The organism is Segatella salivae DSM 15606 (assembly GCF_000185845.1).
GTDB lineage: Bacteria > Bacteroidota > Bacteroidia > Bacteroidales > Bacteroidaceae > Prevotella > Prevotella salivae.
In genome coordinates, this window is the sequence record NZ_GL629647.1 from 1,335,261 (window position 1) to 1,354,828 (window position 19,568).

Below are 19,568 nucleotides of genomic sequence, written 5' to 3' on the forward strand. Positions count from 1 at the left end.
GTTTTACTTTTATTCTATCCACTCCCTAATATGTTCGTAATCGAGACATCTATCAATTGTAAAGTCGCCGACACGCGTGCGCCGTAATGCCGTAAGATAGGCCCCACTGTTTAGTGCCCGACCTAAATCACGCGCCAAAGCACGTATATATGTTCCTTTACCACACACCACTCGAAGGCTCAATTGCATCTTTTCTACGTCAAAATCTACAACTTCTATCTCGTCAATGTGAATGTGCTTCGACTTTAACTTCACCTCTTCACCTGCACGACGCAACTCATAAGCCCGATCACCATTCACCTTAACAGCACTATAAGTAGGTGGAATCTGCTCTATATCGCCAATGAATTGTGGCAAAGTATCATTGATAAGTTCGCGTGTTATGTGTTCCGTTGGAAACAAAGCATTTACTTCGTGCTCCATATCATAACTTGCTGTAGTCGCTCCAAGCTGTAGCGTTGCCGTGTATTCTTTGGTTTGTCCCTGGAACTCCTCTATCCGCTTTGTCGCCTTTCCAGTACAAAGAATGAGCACACCCGTAGCCAATGGGTCCAAAGTTCCAGCGTGTCCTATCTTCACTTTATAGCCTAATGTGCGCGAAAGCACATAACGAACATGAGCTAATGCACCGAAACTGGATATACGATAAGGCTTATCTATTGCAAAAATCTCTCCTGCTTTGAAATCCATTTAGTCAACCATTACGAGTGAATGTCCCGTGAAAAGAAGTATCAAAATCACTGTACCTACGATGATACGATACCATCCAAAGGCCTTGAATCCATACTTAGTAAGGAAACTTACAAACCATTTCATGGCAAAGATTGCCACAACAAAGGCCACAACACAGCCCAAAATGAGCATCTTTATGTTATCAGGAGTGGCCCAAGTTGTACCCTCTTTAAACATATCCAACAGGTCAAGTAGCGTGGCTCCTGCCATCGTTGGCACTGCAAGAAAGAACGAAAACTCAGCTGCACGCTTACGCGTTAGCTTCTGTTGCATACCTCCTACTATTGTAGACATACTGCGACTCATGCCTGGAATGACTGAAAGGCATTGGAAACATCCTATTTTGAATGCCCGCTTCCAATCCACCTTATTCTCTTCTTTGCCTTGATTGAAAATGCGATCACAGAACAACATGAACACACCTCCTATCACTAAAGTCACAGCAACGACCTCAACACTGTCTAAAAGTTTGTCTAACAAACCGCTTTTCTTTGCCAACAAACCAATGACTACAGCTGGAATCACGCCAACAATCAATAGTCCATAGAATTTCATCTTACTGAGAAATTCCTCCATTGTGCGCATTTGAAAGAAGTGTTTCCAATAAAGACACACCACCGAAAGAATGGCACCAAACTGTATAATGAATGTAAAGGCGTGTACAAAAGGGTCACCTTGTGGAACACCCAAAAGGTTTTGAGTGATAATCATGTGTCCCGTTGACGACACAGGAAGGAACTCTGTCAGTCCCTCCACAATCGAAATAATCAGTGTTTGAATGAAATCCATTATGCTTCTACGCTGTTGTTATCTTTTGGTTTGCGAATAATGGCATAGATGATTGACACAAAACCCACGAAACATACCACAGGAGCCACCTTTATTCTCATTGTACTGAACACCTCCGGATTAAAGGTTTGCTCTGTAGAACCACCTCCACTCATGAGGATAAAGCCTAATATCACAACAGCCATTCCTACAGCCAACAAGATAAAGTTGACCTTGTCAAATGGTAAATTCTTTTTATCCATAGATTATTTCTTATTTATTATTTCTTCGCTTCAAAGCTATCTGCAAAAGCAAAACACGCTATGCAGACGTTAAACTCAAATATTATAGAGTTCGCTGGCCTTCATTTTCAAGAACTTATTGACTGAAAGACTCGAACAAATTGCCGTGATGATGATACCAAAAAAGAATACCGATGCAGCCGTAACAAGCATTACTTGTGGCGTAACTACAGTCAAAATTTCGGGTTCTTTCGTGTAAAGCATATATACAAAACAACTCAAAGTAATCACTGCAATCAATGCCGCGATCAAACCAATCCCTACAGCTCGCCACACAAACGGACGACGAATAAAGCCCCAGGATGCACCAACAAGCTTCATCGTGTGAATGGAAAAGCGCCGTGCATAAATGCTCAAGCGCACCGTATTATTAATGAGAGAGAACGACACAAACGTCAACAGACACGCTAAAACCAAAAGAACAATACTGATTTTCTGTAGGAAAGTATTGACATCTTCTATCAAACCTTTCTGATAAGTGATATTTCCCACCTTGGGATAACGCTTGAGTTCGGTGGTAATCCACTTCAAAGAATCATTGTTTGCATAGTCACCTTTGAGCCTAATCTCTATCGAACCTTGATATGGATTCATGCCAACAAACTCTGAAGGATCAGTGCCTAAAGCCTTCGTTTGCTCTTGTAATACACGCTCTTTACTAATGAAATCCACATGCTTTATATATGGATATTGCTTCAAACGACTACAAAGTTGTTGCGCTTCTGGATTCGTCATATCATCTTGAAGCGTCATCGTTACGAGAAGATTCTCCTTTACATAGGTTGAAGTATTCCTGGCAGTAAGCACAGAAAAGACTACAATTCCTAACAAAATCAACACCATAGCCGTGCTGATACACAGAGTAACAGCCTGCAATCCATGGCGAGGACGGGCCGATTTACGATTTCTTTTCATTCTACAACAGCGTATAATACACCAAATATCATGCAAAGGTAATGTTTAATTTGCCCACATACAACAGTTTAACTCCCATTAACTATTAAATAAATCTAATCTTTACGGCTCATGATGGGTTAAGAGATATTTTACTATCTTTGCCATGTTTATGAGCACAATAATTTATCCTTCACCAATCTTCGGTCCGGTTCACAGCCGACGATTGGGCATTTCGTTAGGCATAAACCTTATGCCGGCCGATGGAAAGATGTGTACTTTCGACTGCATCTATTGTGAATGTGGGTTTAACAACCAGCACATTCCGAGACAGAAAAGACCTACACGCGAGCAAGTGGCATTGCGTTTAGAAGAGAAACTAAGGGAGATGCACGACCGAAATGAACTTCCTGATGTTCTGACCTTTGCTGGAAATGGCGAACCAACAGGGCATCCCGACTTCAAAGGCATTATTGAAGACACCATCAACTTACGCAATCGGTATTGTCCAAAGGCTAAGATTAGCGTGTTAAGTAACAGTACTTATATCTTCAACGAACGTGTACGCGAGGCATTGATGATGGTGGATAACAATATCTTAAAGGTCGATACGGTCGATATGGACTATATCCGTCTTGTAGATCGCCCATTGAAAGCCTCGTATGATATAGCCAAAATCATTGATGGATTGAAACTTTTTAATGGCCATGTCATTATTCAAACCATGTTCATGAAAGGGAAAACAGAAGATGGAATCGATGTAGACAACACCCACGAGCACTTTATTGGTCCTTGGCTTGAAGCCGTTAAGCAAGTCAATCCCCAAGAAGTCATGATCTATACGATTGACCGCGAGACCCCAGATCATGAGCTATTAAAGGCTACTCCGGCTGAACTCGACGCCATTTGTGACCGCGTTCGCCAGATAGGAATACCCTGCACAGCGTCTTATTAAACAGAAAAAAGAGTGCACTCCTACCCTCTTCAAAAGACAGAAAGTGAGTGCATACAACAGAAAAAACACCAGTTTTCGTTATGCTTTGATTCTTATGGAAGCCTGATAAACAAAGGGAGCATCGTCCATAAGCTTCAAAGCTGTTTTTTATATCGGGCAAATGACCTCACAATTTGCCTCACTTCACCGCATGATTTGATGCAAAACACACCATCATTTGACGCAAATTATCGCATGAAATGACGCAGTTTATATTGCCACTTCAGTTTAACGCTAAAGGCGTTATATATTTTATAGCTCAGGGTTGGCGTTAACTTACCTTAAGTTATGTGTGTAGTGAGGAGGTCAACGCCGTAGATGTTATACGTTTTCTATGCGTTATGCCGTGACAAAACACCATAGAATAAAAGGCACAACGCCTACTACATTGTCCAAAGAAAAGTGTCTTCGCAAAATAAAAAAGAGGAAATCGCCTTATGACAACCTCCTCTTCACATATATAAAACATATAGGTATGTTTACATTTTGCTAATAATTCCGAGCTTTGAAGCCTTGAGGAATTCAACAACAGCCTGTATTTCGGGACCATCTGGCACCTGATCAATAATCTGATGTATGGCATCAAACAGGCTGGTTTGACCATGAAACACGAGACGATATGCATTAGCTATGTGCCTCTGTACCTTCTCTTCAATGCCATTACTGCCCATAATCATCGTATTAGGTCCCGTGTAAGTAGCTGGCTTTCCGCCTACAATTACATAAGGAGGAACGTCTTTTGAGAACGTAGTTCCAGCCTGAATCATGGCCATATTACCAACGCGTGTCTTTGCATTCTCTATGACACTGGAACTGAAAATGACGTTATCTCCGATGTGACAATCACCAGCTATCTTTGTGCCATAACCCAAAACACATTGGTTTCCCACAATAGTATCATGAGAGATATGGGCTCCTTCCATGAGGAAATTGCCGTTACCGATGATGGTTTTACAGCCAGAATGCGTTGCGCGGTTAATGACTACATTCTCTCGAATGATGTTATCGTCGCCAATGATGAGTTCACTTTGCTCCCCACGGAAGTTGAAATCCTGAGGTATAGCAGCAAGCACCGAACCCTGATGCACCTTATTGTTATTGCCCATCTTTGTACCATTGAGCACACTTGTGAATGGAAAGAGCACACAATTGTCGCCTATCACCACATCGTCTTCAATGTAGACAAACGGAAATATCTTGCAGTTGTCACCAATCTTTGCCTTTGGAGACACTTCTGCTCTTGGACTTATATCACTTGACATAACTATTAATGTTAAATGTTGAATATTGAATGTGAAATTGCTTTCATGCTGAAAGATTCGTGCAGGATGTGGAGTTGACGTTATGTTTGAATGATAAGTCTTGAACAAGCCACTGACCTCTGCGTTTAACTTGATTGTAAAGGTTCTGCCTTCAACACCAATTCACGCAATATGAACGTTGTGCTTATGCTTTCATTTTGTTCATTTCCTCCTTCCACACGATTCATTTCACACTACTTACTGCCTCCTCCTAAAGCACTATAGAGGTTGACTACGGCCTGCATCTTACTGAAATCATCGGCCACTTTAGATAGTTCGGTGTTGAGCAAACTGCTTTGTGCGGTGATAACCTCAAGGTAAGTACTCCCCGCACTGGCCATCAACTCCTTCGTATCTTCAACGTTTTTCTTTAGTACTTCAATTTGTTTGGCTTGAATTTTTGACTTTTCTTCTGCGCTATTATACTGCACAAGAGCGTTACTAACCTCGCTTCCTGCAGTGAGAACTGCGTTCTGCCATGTGTTGAAAGCCTGCTCATATTGAGCCTTAGCCACTTTAAGTCCGGCAACAAGTTTACCATTTTGGAAGATAGGTTGCGTCAAAGAACCTACTGCAGTGAGTAACCATTTACCGGGATTCACTATCCCCAAGCCCCCACTATTAGTGAAAGCGCCACTCGCATTGATATTCAACACTGGGTAAAAGCGGCTGCGTGCAGTCTCCACATTATAGAAACACTGCGCCAAAGCCATTTCAGCTGCGTGGACGTCAGCACGATTTTGCAGTAATTGTAGCCCCACTCCAGTAGAGAAATTGGCTGGCAACTGCTGGTCGTCAAGGTTGCCTCGGCTGATGGTCTGTGCCTGTTGACCAACCAAAAGCGAAAGCGCATTCTCGGTTTCTCTTATCTGTCGTTTGATATCGGCTTTCTGTGTAAGCACCGAATAGTAGTTAGCCTCAGCGCGTTGTACGGCAGTTGAGCGCACACCTACAATGGCATCCTTTTGCAAAGTCATGATATCCCAAGTGTCTTTTGTAAGCTTTTCCATGTCATTTACAAGTTCCATCTGCTTGTCAAGCATTAGTAATGTATAGTACATGTTAGCGATATTGGCAATCAACTTGGTTTGAACAGAGACCTGATAATCCTTGCTTTGCAACAAAGCTACTTGGGTTGCACGCTTCGAAGAGAGCAATGTTCCAAACAAATCTACGTTCCAACTGGCGTTAATAGGCAAGCTATAAATCTTATTTGCCTTATTCCCGTCCCATGAAGATATGGTTCCTTGTGGCGTAAACGCAAACGAAGGAAGGAACGAAAGCTTAGCCGCCTGGAGCTGAGCCTCGGCCATTTTCACGTTCAAAGCAGCGTTAAGAAGATTAGGATTGTGTGCCAATCCCTTCTCAATCAATGCTTGTAAGTGGCTATCGGTAAACACACTGCGCCATGGAATGTTTGCAAAGCTGGCCGTATCTGTTACTGCCAACGTATCGTTATCAGACGTTACGTCGCGGAAGATGCCGCTGGTCTTAACGTCTGGGCGTTCATATTTGCCGTAAAGGCTTTTGCAACCCGTCAATGAGACGGCTGCAAAGGCCATGAGCAATAATGTTTTATTTGTTTTCATCTTCATCTTGTTGATTAGAGTTTTGAACTGTAACAACGCTGTTAGAATGGGCATATTGCTCAAGTTCTGAAGCTGTTTCTTCGCTCAATTTGTCTTCAAACACTAATGGAGTAAGCTTCTCTTGCAACCATTGGAAAGCCACAAACAATGCCGGAACGACAAAGATCTGGCATAAAGTACCTATTAACATACCACCAACGGCAGCTGCACCGAGGGTCTGGTTGCCGTTCTTTCCAACGCCACTTGCAAACATCAATGGCAGGAGTCCAATGACCATAGCCAACGAAGTCATCAAGATTGGACGCAAACGAGCGGCAGCTCCAAGGATGGCGCTATACTTAATGGCCATACCAGTGCGTCGTCTTTCGAGGGCAAATTGTACAATCAAGATTGCATTCTTAGCCAACAGACCGATCAACATGATAAGCGATATCTGCATATAGATATCATTAGAGTGTCCAAAGAGCATCGTAAAGAGGAATGCTCCGGCCAAACCGAACGGGATAGAAAGGATTACTGACAGTGGAAGGATATAGCTTTCATACTGTGCACTCAAGATTAAGTAGACGAAAACCAAGCAGAGTGCGAAGACGATTGCTGTGGTATTGCTACTCTCTGCCTCTGATCTTGTCAGGCCAGAATACTCATATCCGTAGCCCTGTGGCATCGTATTCTTAGACACTTCGGCTATAGCCTGCATGACTTGTCCTGAAGAATAGTTCGAGTTTGGCGTCACACTGACGTTGATTGCAGTATATAAGTTGAAGCGGGCAATATTAGATGGGCCGTAAACACGATTCAAAGTACAATACTCTGACACTGGAGACATCTGTCCACTTGCAGTGCGTACATAGATGTTTGATAGCTGATCTGGGCGCAAACGGTCTGTAGGAGCAGCCTGAATCATTACGCGGAAGAGCTTACCATAAGCGTTAAAGTTAGACGCATACATACCACCGAGGTAACCTTGTAACGTAGATAACACCACAGCGGGAGAGATTCCAGCTTGCTTTGTCTTAGCAACGTCGACGTCAACCATATACTGAGGATAGTTCGGATTGTAGGTAGTCATAGCCTGCTTCACCTCAGGTCGTTGATTCAACTCTTTGAGGAAGTCCTGTGTTACGTTGAAGAACTTGTTCAAATCTCCACCAGTTTTATCCTGAAGCGTTAGGGTAACACCGTTCTGAACGGAGAATCCTGGCACCATAGGTGGGCCAAAAGCCAAGATCTGTGCATCCTTAATAGTGGCTGTTTGCTTATAGATCATACCCAGAACAGAGTTTGCTTCCAATGGATTAACTATCAAAGCCATAGGATCTCCGTGTGAGATTGCATTCTTGATTCGTGTAAAGAAACCGCCCGAACGCTCTTCAAAAGGTTTCAGTTTGATAATAAACGTAGCCTGATCTGAGCCTTGTCCGGCAATGAAGTTATAGCCAGCAATACCTTCTCTGCGTTGAATAGCAGGATTACTTGCCAACATCTTGTCTACCTCTTCAAGGATTTCATGTGTCCGTTCCTGACTCGTTCCCGGGTTAGCTGATATCATCACGAACAAAGTTCCAGTGTCTTCATCAGGTATAAGACCTGTCTTTGTAACCTTCATTGAAATTACTAAGACGACAATTCCTATAATAACAGCAAGCGAAGTCCATAGCTTATGGTTGATAACTCGAGTGACTCCGTTCTTATATTTCTCTGTAGTCTTATCGAAAACTCGGTTGAAATTGCTATGGAAACGACTCACAAAGTTTTTATTTGTCTCATCTTTCTCCTCATCATGTGGCTTCAAGAAGATTGCACATAGCGCCGGAGAGAGCGTCAACGCATTAATAGCTGAGATGACAATTGATAGTGCCATCGTCACACCGAACTCTCTATAGAACGTTCCCGAGGTACCCCCGAGGAAGGAAACTGGTACGAACACGGCCGCCATTACAAGCGTAATAGAGATAATAGCGCCTGAAATCTCGTTCATAGCATCAATAGATGCCGTCATAGCGCTTTTGTAACCTTGGTCTAATTTGGCGTGAACGGCCTCAACAACCACAATGGCATCGTCCACAACAATAGCGATAGCAAGAAGTAAAGCCGATAAAACGAGCAGGTTAATTGAGAAGCCAAAGACCCAAAGGAAGAAGAAAGTACCTATCAAAGCCACAGGAACGGCAATCATAGGGATTAGTGTTGAGCGAATATCTTGTAGGAAAATATATACCACAATAAACACTAATGCCAACGTAATAAACAACGTCATAATAACTTCTTCGATAGAAGCGAAGAGGAACTCTGTGGTATCTTGCTCAATCGTATACTTCATTCCAGGAGGGAAACTCTTGCTGGCCTCCTCCAAAGCTGACTTCACTGCCTCCGCAATATCCGTAGCATTAGAACCTGCAATCTGGTTAACCATACCCATAACTGCAGGTTGTCCGTTGTTAATCAGCTTCACATTATACATCAATGCACCGAGTTCGACCTTGGCAACATCCTTTAATCGCAATGTCTCTCCAGTCAAAGAACTCTTCAACATGATGTTTTCAAACTCGGTCGTTGACTTCAAACGACCTCGATATCTCAAAGCATACTCATAGGCAACTGACCCATTTTCACCTAATGAACCTGGTGCAGCCTCGATGTTTTGTTCGGCTAAAACATTTGTAATATCCGAGGGAACGAGACCATATTGCTTCATTTTGTCAGGCTGAAGCCATATTCTCATTGAGTAAGTTGCAGTTCCAGGAGTATGTACATCGCCTACACCTTTGATACGTTTCAGCAGAGGAACGATGTTGATATTGTTGTAGTTTGTCAGAAACTGACCATCATATCGACCATCATCTGTCGTCAACGAATACATGATTACATTCGAAGACTGACGCTTAGAGACCGTAACACCAACACGAGTAACCTCGGCTGGCAACAACGCCTGAGCCTGTTGAACGCGGTTTTGCACATTAACAGCCGCCATATCCGCGTTTGTTCCCTGCTTGAAATATACTGTTATCATCGCCATTCCCGAGTTGGTTGCGGTCGAAGACATATAAGTCATGTTCTCAACTCCATTGATACTCTCTTCCAAAGGCGTAATAACAGAGTTCAAAACTGTCTGTGCATCGGCACCCGTATAACTCGTCATCACCGATATTGTAGGGGGAGCGATGTCAGGATACTGCTCAATAGGCAGTGAAACCAGACCGATAGCACCCAACAATACGAGGAAGATTGAGATTACAGTAGATAGTACCGGACGTTTAATAAAACCTGTAAATGTCATACTTTCTATTATTATTTTCCTTTCATTACTTTGACAAAGCCACTCGCTGTGCCTTGTTTGGCACCTAATTTAGCGGCATCATCAATGCTCTTTTGATACTCAGCAAGTGTTACTGGCTTGATTTCCATCTTGTCTGAAAGCTTTGTTAAACCCTTAACAACAATGCGATCGCCAACCGAAAGCCCACTTGTCACAATATAAGTATTCCCATCATTCTGTGGGTTTACCTTGATTTCTGTGTAATAAACCTTATTATCCTTACCTACTTTATACACAAACAATTTGTCTTGTACTGACGAAGTAGCCTCTTGCGGGATAACAATTGCGTGGTTGTTTGTACGAGGAATGATAATCTGTCCTGCGCCACCACTCTTCAATATGCGTTCGGGATTAGCGAAATGTGCTATCAATGAATAAGCACCAGTAGACTGATTGATTACTCCACTCATCTTAACCACCTTACCAGGATGGTTATATAGTGTGCCGTTTACAAGCTGAAGCTTCACTGAAGGAAGTTCTTTTAGCGCGGCAGATACGCTTCCTGAGGTCCTCGTCATATTGAGAATGTCGCCCTCAGACATAGAGAAGAACACCTCAACTGTACTGACATCAGAAACTGTTGTCAATGGATCGGGAGAGGAAGCACTAACTAAAGCGCCCGCTTTATAAGGCAAACTACCTACCACACCTGACGTTGGACTAACCACTCTACACCAGCTTAATGTCTCCTTGGCTGACGCTAAAGCTGCCTGCGCTTGAGCCAAAGCAGCTTGTGCTGTGGCATAACTATTCTGCGCAGTAGATAGTTCATATTGGCCGATTACCTTTTTATCATACAACTTTTTGTTGTTTTCAAAGGTCAAACGCGCCGTATTCAATTGCGCACGTGCAGTGTTTACACTTGCTTGTGCCTGTCGAACGGCTGCCTGATAAGTCTCACTATCTATTGTAAAAAGCAACTGACCAGTCTTCACTGCCTGCCCTTCGTGCACATAAACTTTCGTGATAAAACCAGACACTTTGGGGCGAACCTCAACGTCTTGAATACCTTTTATCGTCGCCGGATAAGTGGATTGGAGCGATGCACTATTGCTTCCTATTGTCTCAACTGGGAATTCATTGTTCCCAAAGTTGGGCATTCCACCACCTCCACCACAGGCTACAAGCGAAACGCTTACAGCTGCAACTAACAAAGATTTAATACTTTTCATACCTATATATATGTTTAATGTTTTCTTGATTTCTTCCACTTCTTGATGGATGACATTATCCTTTAATGAGTCGTTCACACACAATAGCTTAATGAAAACTCAAATTTAATAAATAGTTTTGTTGCTGCAAAGATACAAATTAAAATCAAATATGAGAATGTTATGACAAACGTTTTTAACAAAGATTATATCATCTATACAATAAATACCTTTTATATAAGATAAGGAATAAACCAAAAGTCAACAAGATGAACCAGAAACCACCAACAAAAAGATTTTGAAAGATTCATCTATTAGAATCAAAAAGAACCACACTTAGATCGATATCAAAAGCCTTTACAATTCATTCTACAAAACGCGCGTATTCAAAACAGAAATCATTTTGTTTAAGAATACGCGAGTTTTAAGGCGACTTCCTATCATGTTATCAATCAACACGTTAGGAAAATGCATAGAAAAAGAAGGCTGAAAAGCATAAAAATAGCACACGAAATGAATGGAATCAGCGCGCAAAATGAGCCATTTCATCAGTTAATCTCTATCATTTTACGGCATGATTCAGTGCATATCATACTGCAATCTGCGTCAAACAACAGAATAAGTGCTAAAGAACCAGGGAACAAAACACACGAATTGATGAAGAAAAGTCGATTTTTAAAGGATTTCATCTCTATTTCGTCACCATTCGATGTGCCTTATTTTGAATAATAATATTTACATTATCACAACATTATATGATAAAAAAGGAGCCAAAAGCAGACCTATATAGCCACAAGATTTCACTTTATTTCTTCCACTTCAAGACTACAATCGTGGTTCAAAAGAGCTTCGTTTGTCTCGCATTTCACTCCACCAATCCCATGCTTTTGGCTTTATCCATCAGCAGTTTCATCAGAGGTTCACGCTCGTTTTCAACCTTATTATCAAGCACAGCGTCTTTAAGTGTCTGCTTTAACTGGCCTACTTCACGGCAAGGTCCAAGGTGAAACATCTCCATTATCTCGTTACCATCAATGCAAGGTTGCAGTAATCGTTTATAATCTCGCACCTTTAAATCGGCTATTTTCTCACGAACAATGCGGAAGTTATCCAAGAAACGTTGTTTGCGCACTTGGTTTTTGCTTGTAATATCGGCCTCACAAAGCATCATTAAAGCGTCAATATCGTCGCCCGCATCATTCATTAAACGACGCACAGCACTATCAGTCACCTCTTCATCTGCTATGGCAATAGGTCGCATATGCAGGTCAACCATCTTCTGAACAAACCTCATTTTGTTGTCCATTGGTAGCTTCATGCGTCGGAATATGGCTGGAACCATCTTCGCACCCACGTAATTATGGTTATGAAAAGTCCATCCGTTGAGGTTATCCCAGCGTTTACAACGGGGCTTACCAATGTCATGAAACAATGCCGCCCAACGCAACCAAAGTGACATTTCATCGTGTTTTCCGCTTTCATCTTGTGCTCGACAGAGGTTATCGAGCACCTCTAAAGTGTGATAAAAGTTATTTTTGTGGGCACGACCATTGCGTGTTTCTACGACATCTAAGGTCACAAGTTCGGGGATAATGAGTTGAAGCAGTCCACAACGATAAAGATCTATGAAGCCTTTGCTTGGCGTTTTTGTCAGCATTATCTTGTTCAACTCGTCGTCAATACGCTCTCCGCTGATAATTTTTATACGCTCGGCATTGCGTTGAAGCGCTTCAAACGTCTCGTCTTCTATAAAGAAATTCAACTGCGTTGCAAAGCGAATGCACCGCAACATGCGCAAAGGATCGTCAGAAAACGTAACATCTGGGTCGAGCGGTGTACGGATAATACCGTCTTCCATGTCGTAAACGCCTTCGAAAGGATCAACCAATTGGCCAAACCTTTCTTTGTTCAGACACACCGCTAAGGCATTAATGGTGAAGTCACGGCGGTTTTGATCGTCCTCAAGTGTACCGTCTTCAACATGCGGTTTGCGCGAATCGTGGCTGTAACTCTCCTTTCGTGCGCCCACAAACTCAATCTCCATGCCGTGAAATTTCACTTGCGCTGTACCGAAATTACGGAATACTGAGAGATGAGCTCGCTTGCCTAACCGGCTCTTTAGCTCGCTTGCAACTTGTATTCCGCTACCAACGACAACGACATCAATATCATTAGACGGGCGCTCCAGAAACAGATCACGCACATATCCGCCTACAACATAACACTCAAGTGATAGTTTGTCGGCAGCCTCTGAAATCAAATGGAATATATCTTTATTGAGTAGACGCGCCAAATCAGCGTCAGTTAGATTTCTCATTGTTGCTTAATTTCTCTTAACTTGCTATAAATTGCGTGCAAAGTTACTAAAAATTAGTGCAGAATATGACGTTTTACATAGTTTTTTATAATTTTGCAAACATGAAGAAATATATCTGGTTACTGGCCGTTAGCGCCTCTTTTTGCAGCTGTGCAGAGACACAAGACGAGAAGGCTGCACCTTTAATGGCGCAGATAGAAGCATTATATGATGCAGGAAACTACCGCCAAACGCTCGACTCTATCATGTCTTTGAGGAAGGATTTCCCTGAAGCTGTGGAGTCAAGGAAAGCCGCATTGAAGATCTGGCAGAATGCTTCCTTGAGGATGGCACAGGCAGATGTAGCCAAGACAGATTCCACTTTGCAAGCTACTTTACAGGCACTTCATGGCAAGGAAACAAACTTTCGATATAACAAACTGCGTGTAAAGTGCGATTCACTAAAAGCAAGATATGAGGCCATGTGTGGCGTTGTGCGCATGATTCGCTATCGTCAGCAACACCCATAAAGGTCAAGCGAGGCCTTAAAAATTTGGCTGTTTCATTATAAATAAGTACTTTTGCAATCGCAAGGTTTTTGAATTTATGAAACATTCTAACACAGAAGAACAGTTTAAAAACGTCCTAAAGGAGTGCCGAGAGCTATTCAGTAAGAAGCTGCATGACTACGGATCATCATGGCGTATACTACGTCCGTCTTCATTGACTGACCAACTTTTCATCAAAGCTAAACGCATAAGATCTCTTGAAATCAAAAAGAAATCGCTCGTAGGTGAAGGCATTCGTCCTGAGTTTATAGGGCTTATCAACTATGGAATCATTGGACTTATCCAATTAGACCATGGATATGCCGATGCCGTTGATATGACTCCCGAAGAAGCTTTGAGCCTATATGACAAATATGCTGAGGCAGCTTTATCACTGATGCTTAAGAAAAACCACGATTATGACGAGGTTTGGAGAGACATGCGGGTTAGTAGTTATACCGACTTTATCCTCACAAAGCTCGTGAGAATCAAAGAGATTGAAGACATAAAAGGCCAAACTTTAGTGTCAGAAGGCATTGATTCGAACTATATGGACATTATAAACTATGCCGTGTTTGGTGTTATCAAACTGACAAAAGAAGACTAAATACGTTATTATTGTGAGCCAACGATTACTGAAAATGATAGTCAACCTCTGCCGAATCATCGTGGCAGTGACGTTCATCTTCTCGGGTTTTGTGAAAGCAATAGACCCTATTGGCACGCAATATAAGTTGCAAGACTATCTCGGGGCTATCGGAATGGCTGGCATTCTGCCCAATTGGACATTGCTTGCCGTGGCAGTTTTCCTCGCAGCCATAGAGTTTTGTATCGGCATTTTCTTGCTCTTTGCAATCCAACGCCGACTCATTTCGAAGCTGACAGTGGCCTTTATGGCGTTCATGACGATGGTAACCGTGTGGATAGTAGTGGCAGATCCGGTGAAAGACTGCGGCTGTTTTGGCGATGCTTTGCATCTAACAAACACAGAAACACTGATAAAAAACATCGTGCTTCTTGTCTGTTCACTCGCCATTATGTATAGACCTCTGGCGATGTTTCGATTCGTTTCGAAAAGCAATCAGTGGATTGTCACGAACTATACCATTGTATTTATCTTGGTGAGTAGTGGCTTAAGTCTATACTTTCTGCCTATCTTTGACTTCCGACCTTACCATATTGGTGTGAACATTCCGCGCGGAATGGAGATTCCTAAAGGTGCAAAGTTGCCGCAATTCAAAACAACTTTCATCATGGAGAAGAACGGACAGCGCAAGGAATTCACGCTCGATAACTATCCAGATGCCTCTTGGAAGTTCATTGATAGTAAGACTGTGCAAACAAGTGAGGGGTATATTCCGCCGATACATGACTTTTCTATCACTGACAACAAAACGGGATTAGACATCACCAACAGTGTACTTAGCCACAAAGGCTATACATTTCTGCTGATTGCTCCACATTTAGAGACGGCCGATGACAGCAACTTTGGTGACATAGATAGACTCTATGAATATGCTCAAAGCTATGACATTCCGTTCTATTGCCTAACAGCAAGCACGACGAAAGCTATCAAACGATGGATTGATTTAACGGGAGCTGAGTATCCATTTTGCATCACAGATGAAGCTGTTTTGAAGACAATCATCCGCAGTAATCCTGGACTTTTGTTACTAAAAGACGGCACAATCATCAATAAATGGAGTCATAACAACCTCCCCAATGAAGCCAAACTATCGCGTCCTATCAGCCAATCAAGCTTGGGAAAGATGCCAAAAGACAGCGTGCCGGCTAAGATATTAGAAATCGTTTTGTGGTTCATTCTTCCCCTAACGCTACTCACTTTAGCCGATCGTTTGTGGGCATGGAGCAAGTGGGTGAGACTAAAAGAGCAGAAAGATAAACAGAAATTATATCATCTATTCAATAAAAAGAAAAGTAAAATGAGAAAGAAAATCGTAGCAGGTAACTGGAAAATGAACCTCAACCTGCAAGAAGGTGTTGCACTCGCAAAGGAGATTAACGAGGCAATGACAGCTGAAAAGCCAAACTGTGACGTAGTAATCTGCACCCCATTTATCCACTTAGCAAGTGTTGCTAAGGAGCTAAATGCAAGCTTAGTAGGCCTTGGTGCTGAGAACTGTGCAGACAAAGAGAAGGGTGCTTACACTGGAGAAGTGTCGGCAGAGATGGTTAAGAGCACTGGCGCTCAATACGTAATACTCGGTCATTCAGAGCGTCGTCAGTACTATGGAGAGACAGCTGAGATCCTAAAAGAAAAGGTTTTGTTGGCTTTAAAGAATGGTTTGAAGGTAATCTTCTGCTGTGGTGAGACCCTCGAAGAGCGCGAATCAAACCGTCAGAACGCTGTTGTTAAGGCAGAACTTGAAGGTAGTGTGTTCAATCTTTCAGCTGAAGAATGGAAGAATATCATACTTGCTTATGAGCCAATCTGGGCCATTGGAACAGGTAAAACCGCTACTTCTGACCAGGCAGAAGAGATGCTTTGCTACATCCGTTCTATCGTTGCAGAGAAATATGGCAAGGAAGTTGCAGAAGAAACTTCTATTCTTTATGGTGGAAGCTGCAAGGCTTCAAACGCTCCTGAGCTATTCTCTAAACCAAACATTGATGGTGGTTTGATTGGCGGTGCATCTTTGAAGGCTGCTGATTTCAAAGGAATCATCGACGCTTGGAAAAAGTAATATCACATAATTAATATTGGGAAACAGGACAACGAGTTTCATCTTATTGTCCTGATTTCCCCATATTGTAATCAATTCAATAGGAAATGAAGAAGTTCGCTTGGCTTTTTAGTGTTATCATTTGCATGGCAATTCCATCTCATGCACAAACTTTCCTCGACCATTTGAAAAGGAATTCAGCCGGAAAAGGAGCCGTAACCATCACTCAAAGCAAAGAAATTGACGAGCTCGTCAACGGCAGTAAACAGACAAAGCCACAAGTTACGAACGAACAAAAGAAAGAAGTTGTAAAGCCAACAGCTACAACGAACAAGACCGAACCTACCAAGAAAGAGACAAAAACGAATCAACGCGTCGTCACAGGTGACTCTGCCAAGCAGACAGAAAGCAAGAAAGAACCAGCCATAAAGCCTGTAGAGCGACGGGAAAAAATAACGCATCAGCGGACAGAATCCAACAATCAACAGCAAGAAGAGGATGAGATTACAATCCCAACTGTTGACATGCGGAGGAAAGTTATGCGTGGAAGCCGCAAGGTAACTGGCTATCGTGTGCAAGCATTTTCAGGCGGAAACTCACGCATCGACAGGCAGAAAGCAGAACAAGCTTGCGCTGCTATCAAGATGAAATATCCCGATCAACCCATCTATGTGCATTTCTACTCACCACGATGGATATGCCGTGTGGGCAACTATCGAAGCTTTGAAGAAGCCAGCGACATGCTGCGCAAGGTGAAAGCCTTAGGCTATCGTCAAGCATGTATCGTCAAAGGGAAGATTACTGTGCAAGATTAAGTCTCACCAAGTGCGATTCATTGCACGACACTTTGAGACAAACGAAATATCAACGACTATGAATCCAGAAACTGAATTCCGCGAAGGTCTCGACGATCTCGCCACACATTATAAAAGTATACTCACGCTTTTAGGAGAAGACGCCTATCGAGAAGGCTTGGAAAAGACCCCGATGCGTGTGGCAAAAGCTATGCAGATACTGACAAGAGGATACAGCCAAGATCCTCATAAGGTGTTAACCGATGCCCTCTTCAAGGAAGATTACAACCAAATGGTTATCGTTAAAGACATCGATGTGTTCTCTCTTTGCGAACACCACATGTTGCCTTTCTACGGCAAATGCCATGTAGCATACATCCCCAACGGCTACATCACGGGACTAAGTAAGGTTGCACGCGTCGTAGATATCTTCAGTCATCGTCTTCAAGTGCAAGAAAGACTGACCCAACAGATTAAAGACTGCATCCAAGAAACCCTCAATCCACAAGGCGTTATGGTGGTCATTGAAGCCAAACACATGTGTATGCAGATGAGAGGTGTAGAGAAACAAAACTCTATAACGACAACAAGCGACTTCAGTGGAGTATTCAATGACCTCAACACACGACAGGAATTTATGAGCCTATTGCGTGGAGAATCAAAACGAATTTAAGGGTATCACCCCACAACATACCTTTTTAAAAATAACCTTTCAATTTATTCAACATCAAAGAAAGAAACAGATTATATGAAAAACTTACGTAATTTCTTTGGCTATATGCTTTGTTTGGCAATAGCTTTAACGGCACTCTCATCATGTTTGAATGGCGATGATGAGAAAGAACTGACACTAACTGACGCAGATGTAAGAACAATCTTCGAGACGGGTCAAGGCACTTATGAAGGCAAAATCTATACGGTTACAGAGAATAATGCCGGTACTTTCCTTACCAAAGACTCTGTAAGAAATGTTCAACTAACCATCAATGCCGACTCAACCATACGCGTTAGCGGCATCCCCGACAGCCTTTATGCATCGCTACTCAATTCATATCATGCACAAAGTAAAGCCGTAAGTGAGGAGTTGGCAAAACAAACCACCCTACAACCCGTTAGGAGTAGGATTGGAGCACTTAGCTATTATGACCGCGATAAGACTATATATTCCTATCAAACACTGATATATCAGACAACATTTACAGTCACTTTAAACGGTCAAGCGCAGCAAGTTGTCTTCAAGAATAGCATGTTTGCACTCTACAATACACGTAACCGCGCACTACAAGTAGCAATGAAACCCGCTGAGATTAAAGCCGAAAAAGAATATCTTAGACCGTCAGGTAACTACTTCATCTTTGTCTCAACAGCTAAACATTAAATACAAAATGAAATTCATTTCATGGAATGTTAACGGCCTACGGGCCTGCGTTGGTAAGGACTTCTCACAATCATTTGAGTCCTTAAATGCCGATTTTTTCTGTCTGCAAGAAACCAAAATGCAAGCCGGACAGCTTGAACTTCAGTTCCCAGGATATACATCTTACTGGAACTATGCAGAGAAAAAAGGATATAGTGGCACTGCAATCTATACACGAAAAGAGCCACTTGCCGTTAGCTATGGCATCGGAATAGATGAACACGACCATGAAGGTCGCGTCATAACACTTGAATATGACAAGTTCTTTCTCGTCACTGTATATACTCCTAACGCTCAAGAAGAACTGCGACGACTTGATTATCGCATGACATGGGAAGACGCTTTTCAGGCTTATCTGCATCAACTCGATGCGAAAAAGCCCGTGATTGTCTGCGGAGATATGAACGTTGCACACCAGGAAATAGACTTAAAGAATCCCAAAACTAACCGACGTAGTGCAGGCTTTACTGACGAAGAACGAAGCAAAATGACGCAACTGCTGAGCAATGGCTTTACAGATACGTTCAGAACGCTACACCCAGAACAGATCACTTACAGCTATTGGAGCTACCGATTCCGTGCACGTGAGAAGAACGCTGGCTGGAGAATCGACTACTTTTTGATTTCCGACAGACTCAGGCCTCAATTAAAAGGTGCGTCTATTCACACCGAAATCTATGGCAGCGACCATTGTCCTGTAGAGTTAGATATAGACATTTAAAACAGAAATTGAATGATATCATCCCACAGCGCCTCAACAATCATTATATTGTTGGGGC

General features: G+C 42.5%; 17 protein-coding genes. 8 read left to right on the forward strand and 9 right to left on the reverse strand.

Annotated features, from left to right (window positions below; all coding sequences use genetic code 11):
* Positions 1-9: 9 nt before the first annotated feature.
* The 4 genes from truB to HMPREF9420_RS05530 form a co-directional block, all read right to left on the reverse strand.
* Positions 10-690 (reverse strand): tRNA pseudouridine(55) synthase TruB, encoded by a 681-nt coding sequence (gene truB, locus HMPREF9420_RS05515; RefSeq protein WP_007134503.1) that lies wholly within the window; start codon positions 688-690, stop codon positions 10-12.
* A complete protein-coding gene (locus tag HMPREF9420_RS05520; RefSeq protein WP_007134504.1) occupies positions 691-1,521 on the reverse strand; it encodes an undecaprenyl-diphosphate phosphatase in 831 nt (276 codons plus the stop codon).
* A complete protein-coding gene (locus HMPREF9420_RS05525; RefSeq protein ID WP_007134505.1) occupies positions 1,521-1,763 on the reverse strand; it encodes a DUF3098 domain-containing protein in 243 nt (80 codons plus the stop codon). Before HMPREF9420_RS05525 ends, HMPREF9420_RS05520 begins: the two co-directional genes overlap by 1 nt.
* Before the next feature lie 75 nt (positions 1,764-1,838).
* A complete protein-coding gene (locus HMPREF9420_RS05530; RefSeq protein ID WP_007134506.1) occupies positions 1,839-2,717 on the reverse strand; it encodes a cell division protein FtsX in 879 nt (292 codons plus the stop codon).
* Positions 2,718-2,868: 151 nt separating this feature from the next.
* On the opposite strand from HMPREF9420_RS05530, the gene HMPREF9420_RS05535 reads away from it, so the two are divergent.
* A complete protein-coding gene (locus HMPREF9420_RS05535) occupies positions 2,869-3,651 on the forward strand; it encodes a radical SAM protein (protein WP_044078785.1) in 783 nt (260 codons plus the stop codon).
* 518 nt (positions 3,652-4,169) lie between these two features.
* Here the strand turns inward: HMPREF9420_RS05535 and lpxA are convergent.
* The 5 genes from lpxA to HMPREF9420_RS05560 all read right to left on the reverse strand — a co-directional run bounded on the left by lpxA (position 4,170) and on the right by HMPREF9420_RS05560 (position 13,367).
* Positions 4,170-4,952 (reverse strand): acyl-ACP--UDP-N-acetylglucosamine O-acyltransferase, encoded by a 783-nt coding sequence (gene lpxA / locus HMPREF9420_RS05540; protein ID WP_007134510.1) that lies wholly within the window; start codon positions 4,950-4,952, stop codon positions 4,170-4,172.
* A gap of 233 nt (positions 4,953-5,185) precedes the next feature.
* Entirely contained in the window at positions 5,186-6,586 is a 1,401-nt protein-coding gene (locus HMPREF9420_RS05545) for an efflux transporter outer membrane subunit (protein WP_007134511.1), read from the reverse strand.
* Complete coding sequence (locus tag HMPREF9420_RS05550) at positions 6,567-9,860, reverse strand: efflux RND transporter permease subunit (RefSeq protein WP_007134512.1); 3,294 nt, start codon at positions 9,858-9,860, stop codon at positions 6,567-6,569. Before HMPREF9420_RS05550 ends, HMPREF9420_RS05545 begins: the two co-directional genes overlap by 20 nt.
* 11 nt (positions 9,861-9,871) lie before the next feature.
* Complete coding sequence (locus tag HMPREF9420_RS05555) at positions 9,872-11,071, reverse strand: efflux RND transporter periplasmic adaptor subunit (protein WP_044079117.1); 1,200 nt, start codon at positions 11,069-11,071, stop codon at positions 9,872-9,874.
* Between the two features lie 844 nt (positions 11,072-11,915).
* Entirely contained in the window at positions 11,916-13,367 is a 1,452-nt protein-coding gene (locus HMPREF9420_RS05560; protein ID WP_007134515.1) for a CCA tRNA nucleotidyltransferase, read from the reverse strand.
* A gap of 101 nt (positions 13,368-13,468) precedes the next feature.
* Between HMPREF9420_RS05560 and HMPREF9420_RS05565 the strand changes: the two genes are divergently transcribed.
* From HMPREF9420_RS05565 to HMPREF9420_RS05595, 7 genes are all read left to right on the forward strand, one after another.
* Positions 13,469-13,876 (forward strand): hypothetical protein, encoded by a 408-nt coding sequence (locus tag HMPREF9420_RS05565; RefSeq protein WP_044078786.1) that lies wholly within the window; start codon positions 13,469-13,471, stop codon positions 13,874-13,876.
* A gap of 76 nt (positions 13,877-13,952) precedes the next feature.
* Complete coding sequence (locus HMPREF9420_RS05570) at positions 13,953-14,501, forward strand: DUF1599 domain-containing protein (RefSeq protein ID WP_007134517.1); 549 nt, start codon at positions 13,953-13,955, stop codon at positions 14,499-14,501.
* A 34-nt stretch (positions 14,502-14,535) separates the two neighbouring features.
* Entirely contained in the window at positions 14,536-16,599 is a 2,064-nt protein-coding gene (locus HMPREF9420_RS05575) for a BT_3928 family protein (protein WP_007134518.1), read from the forward strand.
* Positions 16,600-16,685: 86 nt separating this feature from the next.
* Complete coding sequence (locus HMPREF9420_RS05580; RefSeq protein WP_007134519.1) at positions 16,686-17,393, forward strand: SPOR domain-containing protein; 708 nt, start codon at positions 16,686-16,688, stop codon at positions 17,391-17,393.
* Between the two features lie 58 nt (positions 17,394-17,451).
* Positions 17,452-18,045 carry a GTP cyclohydrolase I FolE gene (gene folE / locus HMPREF9420_RS05585; RefSeq protein WP_007134520.1) on the forward strand — a complete coding sequence of 198 codons (594 nt, stop codon included), beginning with the start codon at positions 17,452-17,454 and terminating at the stop codon, positions 18,043-18,045.
* A gap of 75 nt (positions 18,046-18,120) precedes the next feature.
* Positions 18,121-18,750, forward strand: coding sequence for a DUF4840 domain-containing protein (locus HMPREF9420_RS05590; RefSeq protein WP_007134521.1), 630 nt, complete (start codon positions 18,121-18,123; stop codon positions 18,748-18,750).
* Between the two features lie 7 nt (positions 18,751-18,757).
* Positions 18,758-19,510, forward strand: coding sequence for an exodeoxyribonuclease III (locus HMPREF9420_RS05595; RefSeq protein WP_007134522.1), 753 nt, complete (start codon positions 18,758-18,760; stop codon positions 19,508-19,510).
* Positions 19,511-19,568: the final 58 nt, after the last annotated feature.

Coding starts and splice junctions, on each gene's coding strand:
- lpxA (WP_007134510.1), bottom strand. CDS start 4,952: ATGTCAAGTGATATAAGTCCAAGAGCAGAAGTGTCTCCAAAGGCAAAG.
- HMPREF9420_RS05530 (WP_007134506.1), bottom strand. CDS start 2,717: ATGAAAAGAAATCGTAAATCGGCCCGTCCTCGCCATGGATTGCAGGCT.
- HMPREF9420_RS05560 (WP_007134515.1), bottom strand. CDS start 13,367: ATGAGAAATCTAACTGACGCTGATTTGGCGCGTCTACTCAATAAAGAT.
- HMPREF9420_RS05580 (WP_007134519.1), top strand. CDS start 16,686: ATGAAGAAGTTCGCTTGGCTTTTTAGTGTTATCATTTGCATGGCAATT.
- folE (WP_007134520.1), top strand. CDS start 17,452: ATGAATCCAGAAACTGAATTCCGCGAAGGTCTCGACGATCTCGCCACA.
- HMPREF9420_RS05575 (WP_007134518.1), top strand. CDS start 14,536: ATGATAGTCAACCTCTGCCGAATCATCGTGGCAGTGACGTTCATCTTC.
- HMPREF9420_RS05520 (WP_007134504.1), bottom strand. CDS start 1,521: ATGGATTTCATTCAAACACTGATTATTTCGATTGTGGAGGGACTGACA.
- HMPREF9420_RS05590 (WP_007134521.1), top strand. CDS start 18,121: ATGAAAAACTTACGTAATTTCTTTGGCTATATGCTTTGTTTGGCAATA.
- HMPREF9420_RS05525 (WP_007134505.1), bottom strand. CDS start 1,763: ATGGATAAAAAGAATTTACCATTTGACAAGGTCAACTTTATCTTGTTG.
- HMPREF9420_RS05555 (WP_044079117.1), bottom strand. CDS start 11,071: ATGAAAAGTATTAAATCTTTGTTAGTTGCAGCTGTAAGCGTTTCGCTT.
- HMPREF9420_RS05570 (WP_007134517.1), top strand. CDS start 13,953: ATGAAACATTCTAACACAGAAGAACAGTTTAAAAACGTCCTAAAGGAG.
- truB (WP_007134503.1), bottom strand. CDS start 690: ATGGATTTCAAAGCAGGAGAGATTTTTGCAATAGATAAGCCTTATCGT.
- HMPREF9420_RS05565 (WP_044078786.1), top strand. CDS start 13,469: ATGAAGAAATATATCTGGTTACTGGCCGTTAGCGCCTCTTTTTGCAGC.
- HMPREF9420_RS05545 (WP_007134511.1), bottom strand. CDS start 6,586: ATGAAGATGAAAACAAATAAAACATTATTGCTCATGGCCTTTGCAGCC.
- HMPREF9420_RS05535 (WP_044078785.1), top strand. CDS start 2,869: ATGAGCACAATAATTTATCCTTCACCAATCTTCGGTCCGGTTCACAGC.
- HMPREF9420_RS05595 (WP_007134522.1), top strand. CDS start 18,758: ATGAAATTCATTTCATGGAATGTTAACGGCCTACGGGCCTGCGTTGGT.
- HMPREF9420_RS05550 (WP_007134512.1), bottom strand. CDS start 9,860: ATGACATTTACAGGTTTTATTAAACGTCCGGTACTATCTACTGTAATC.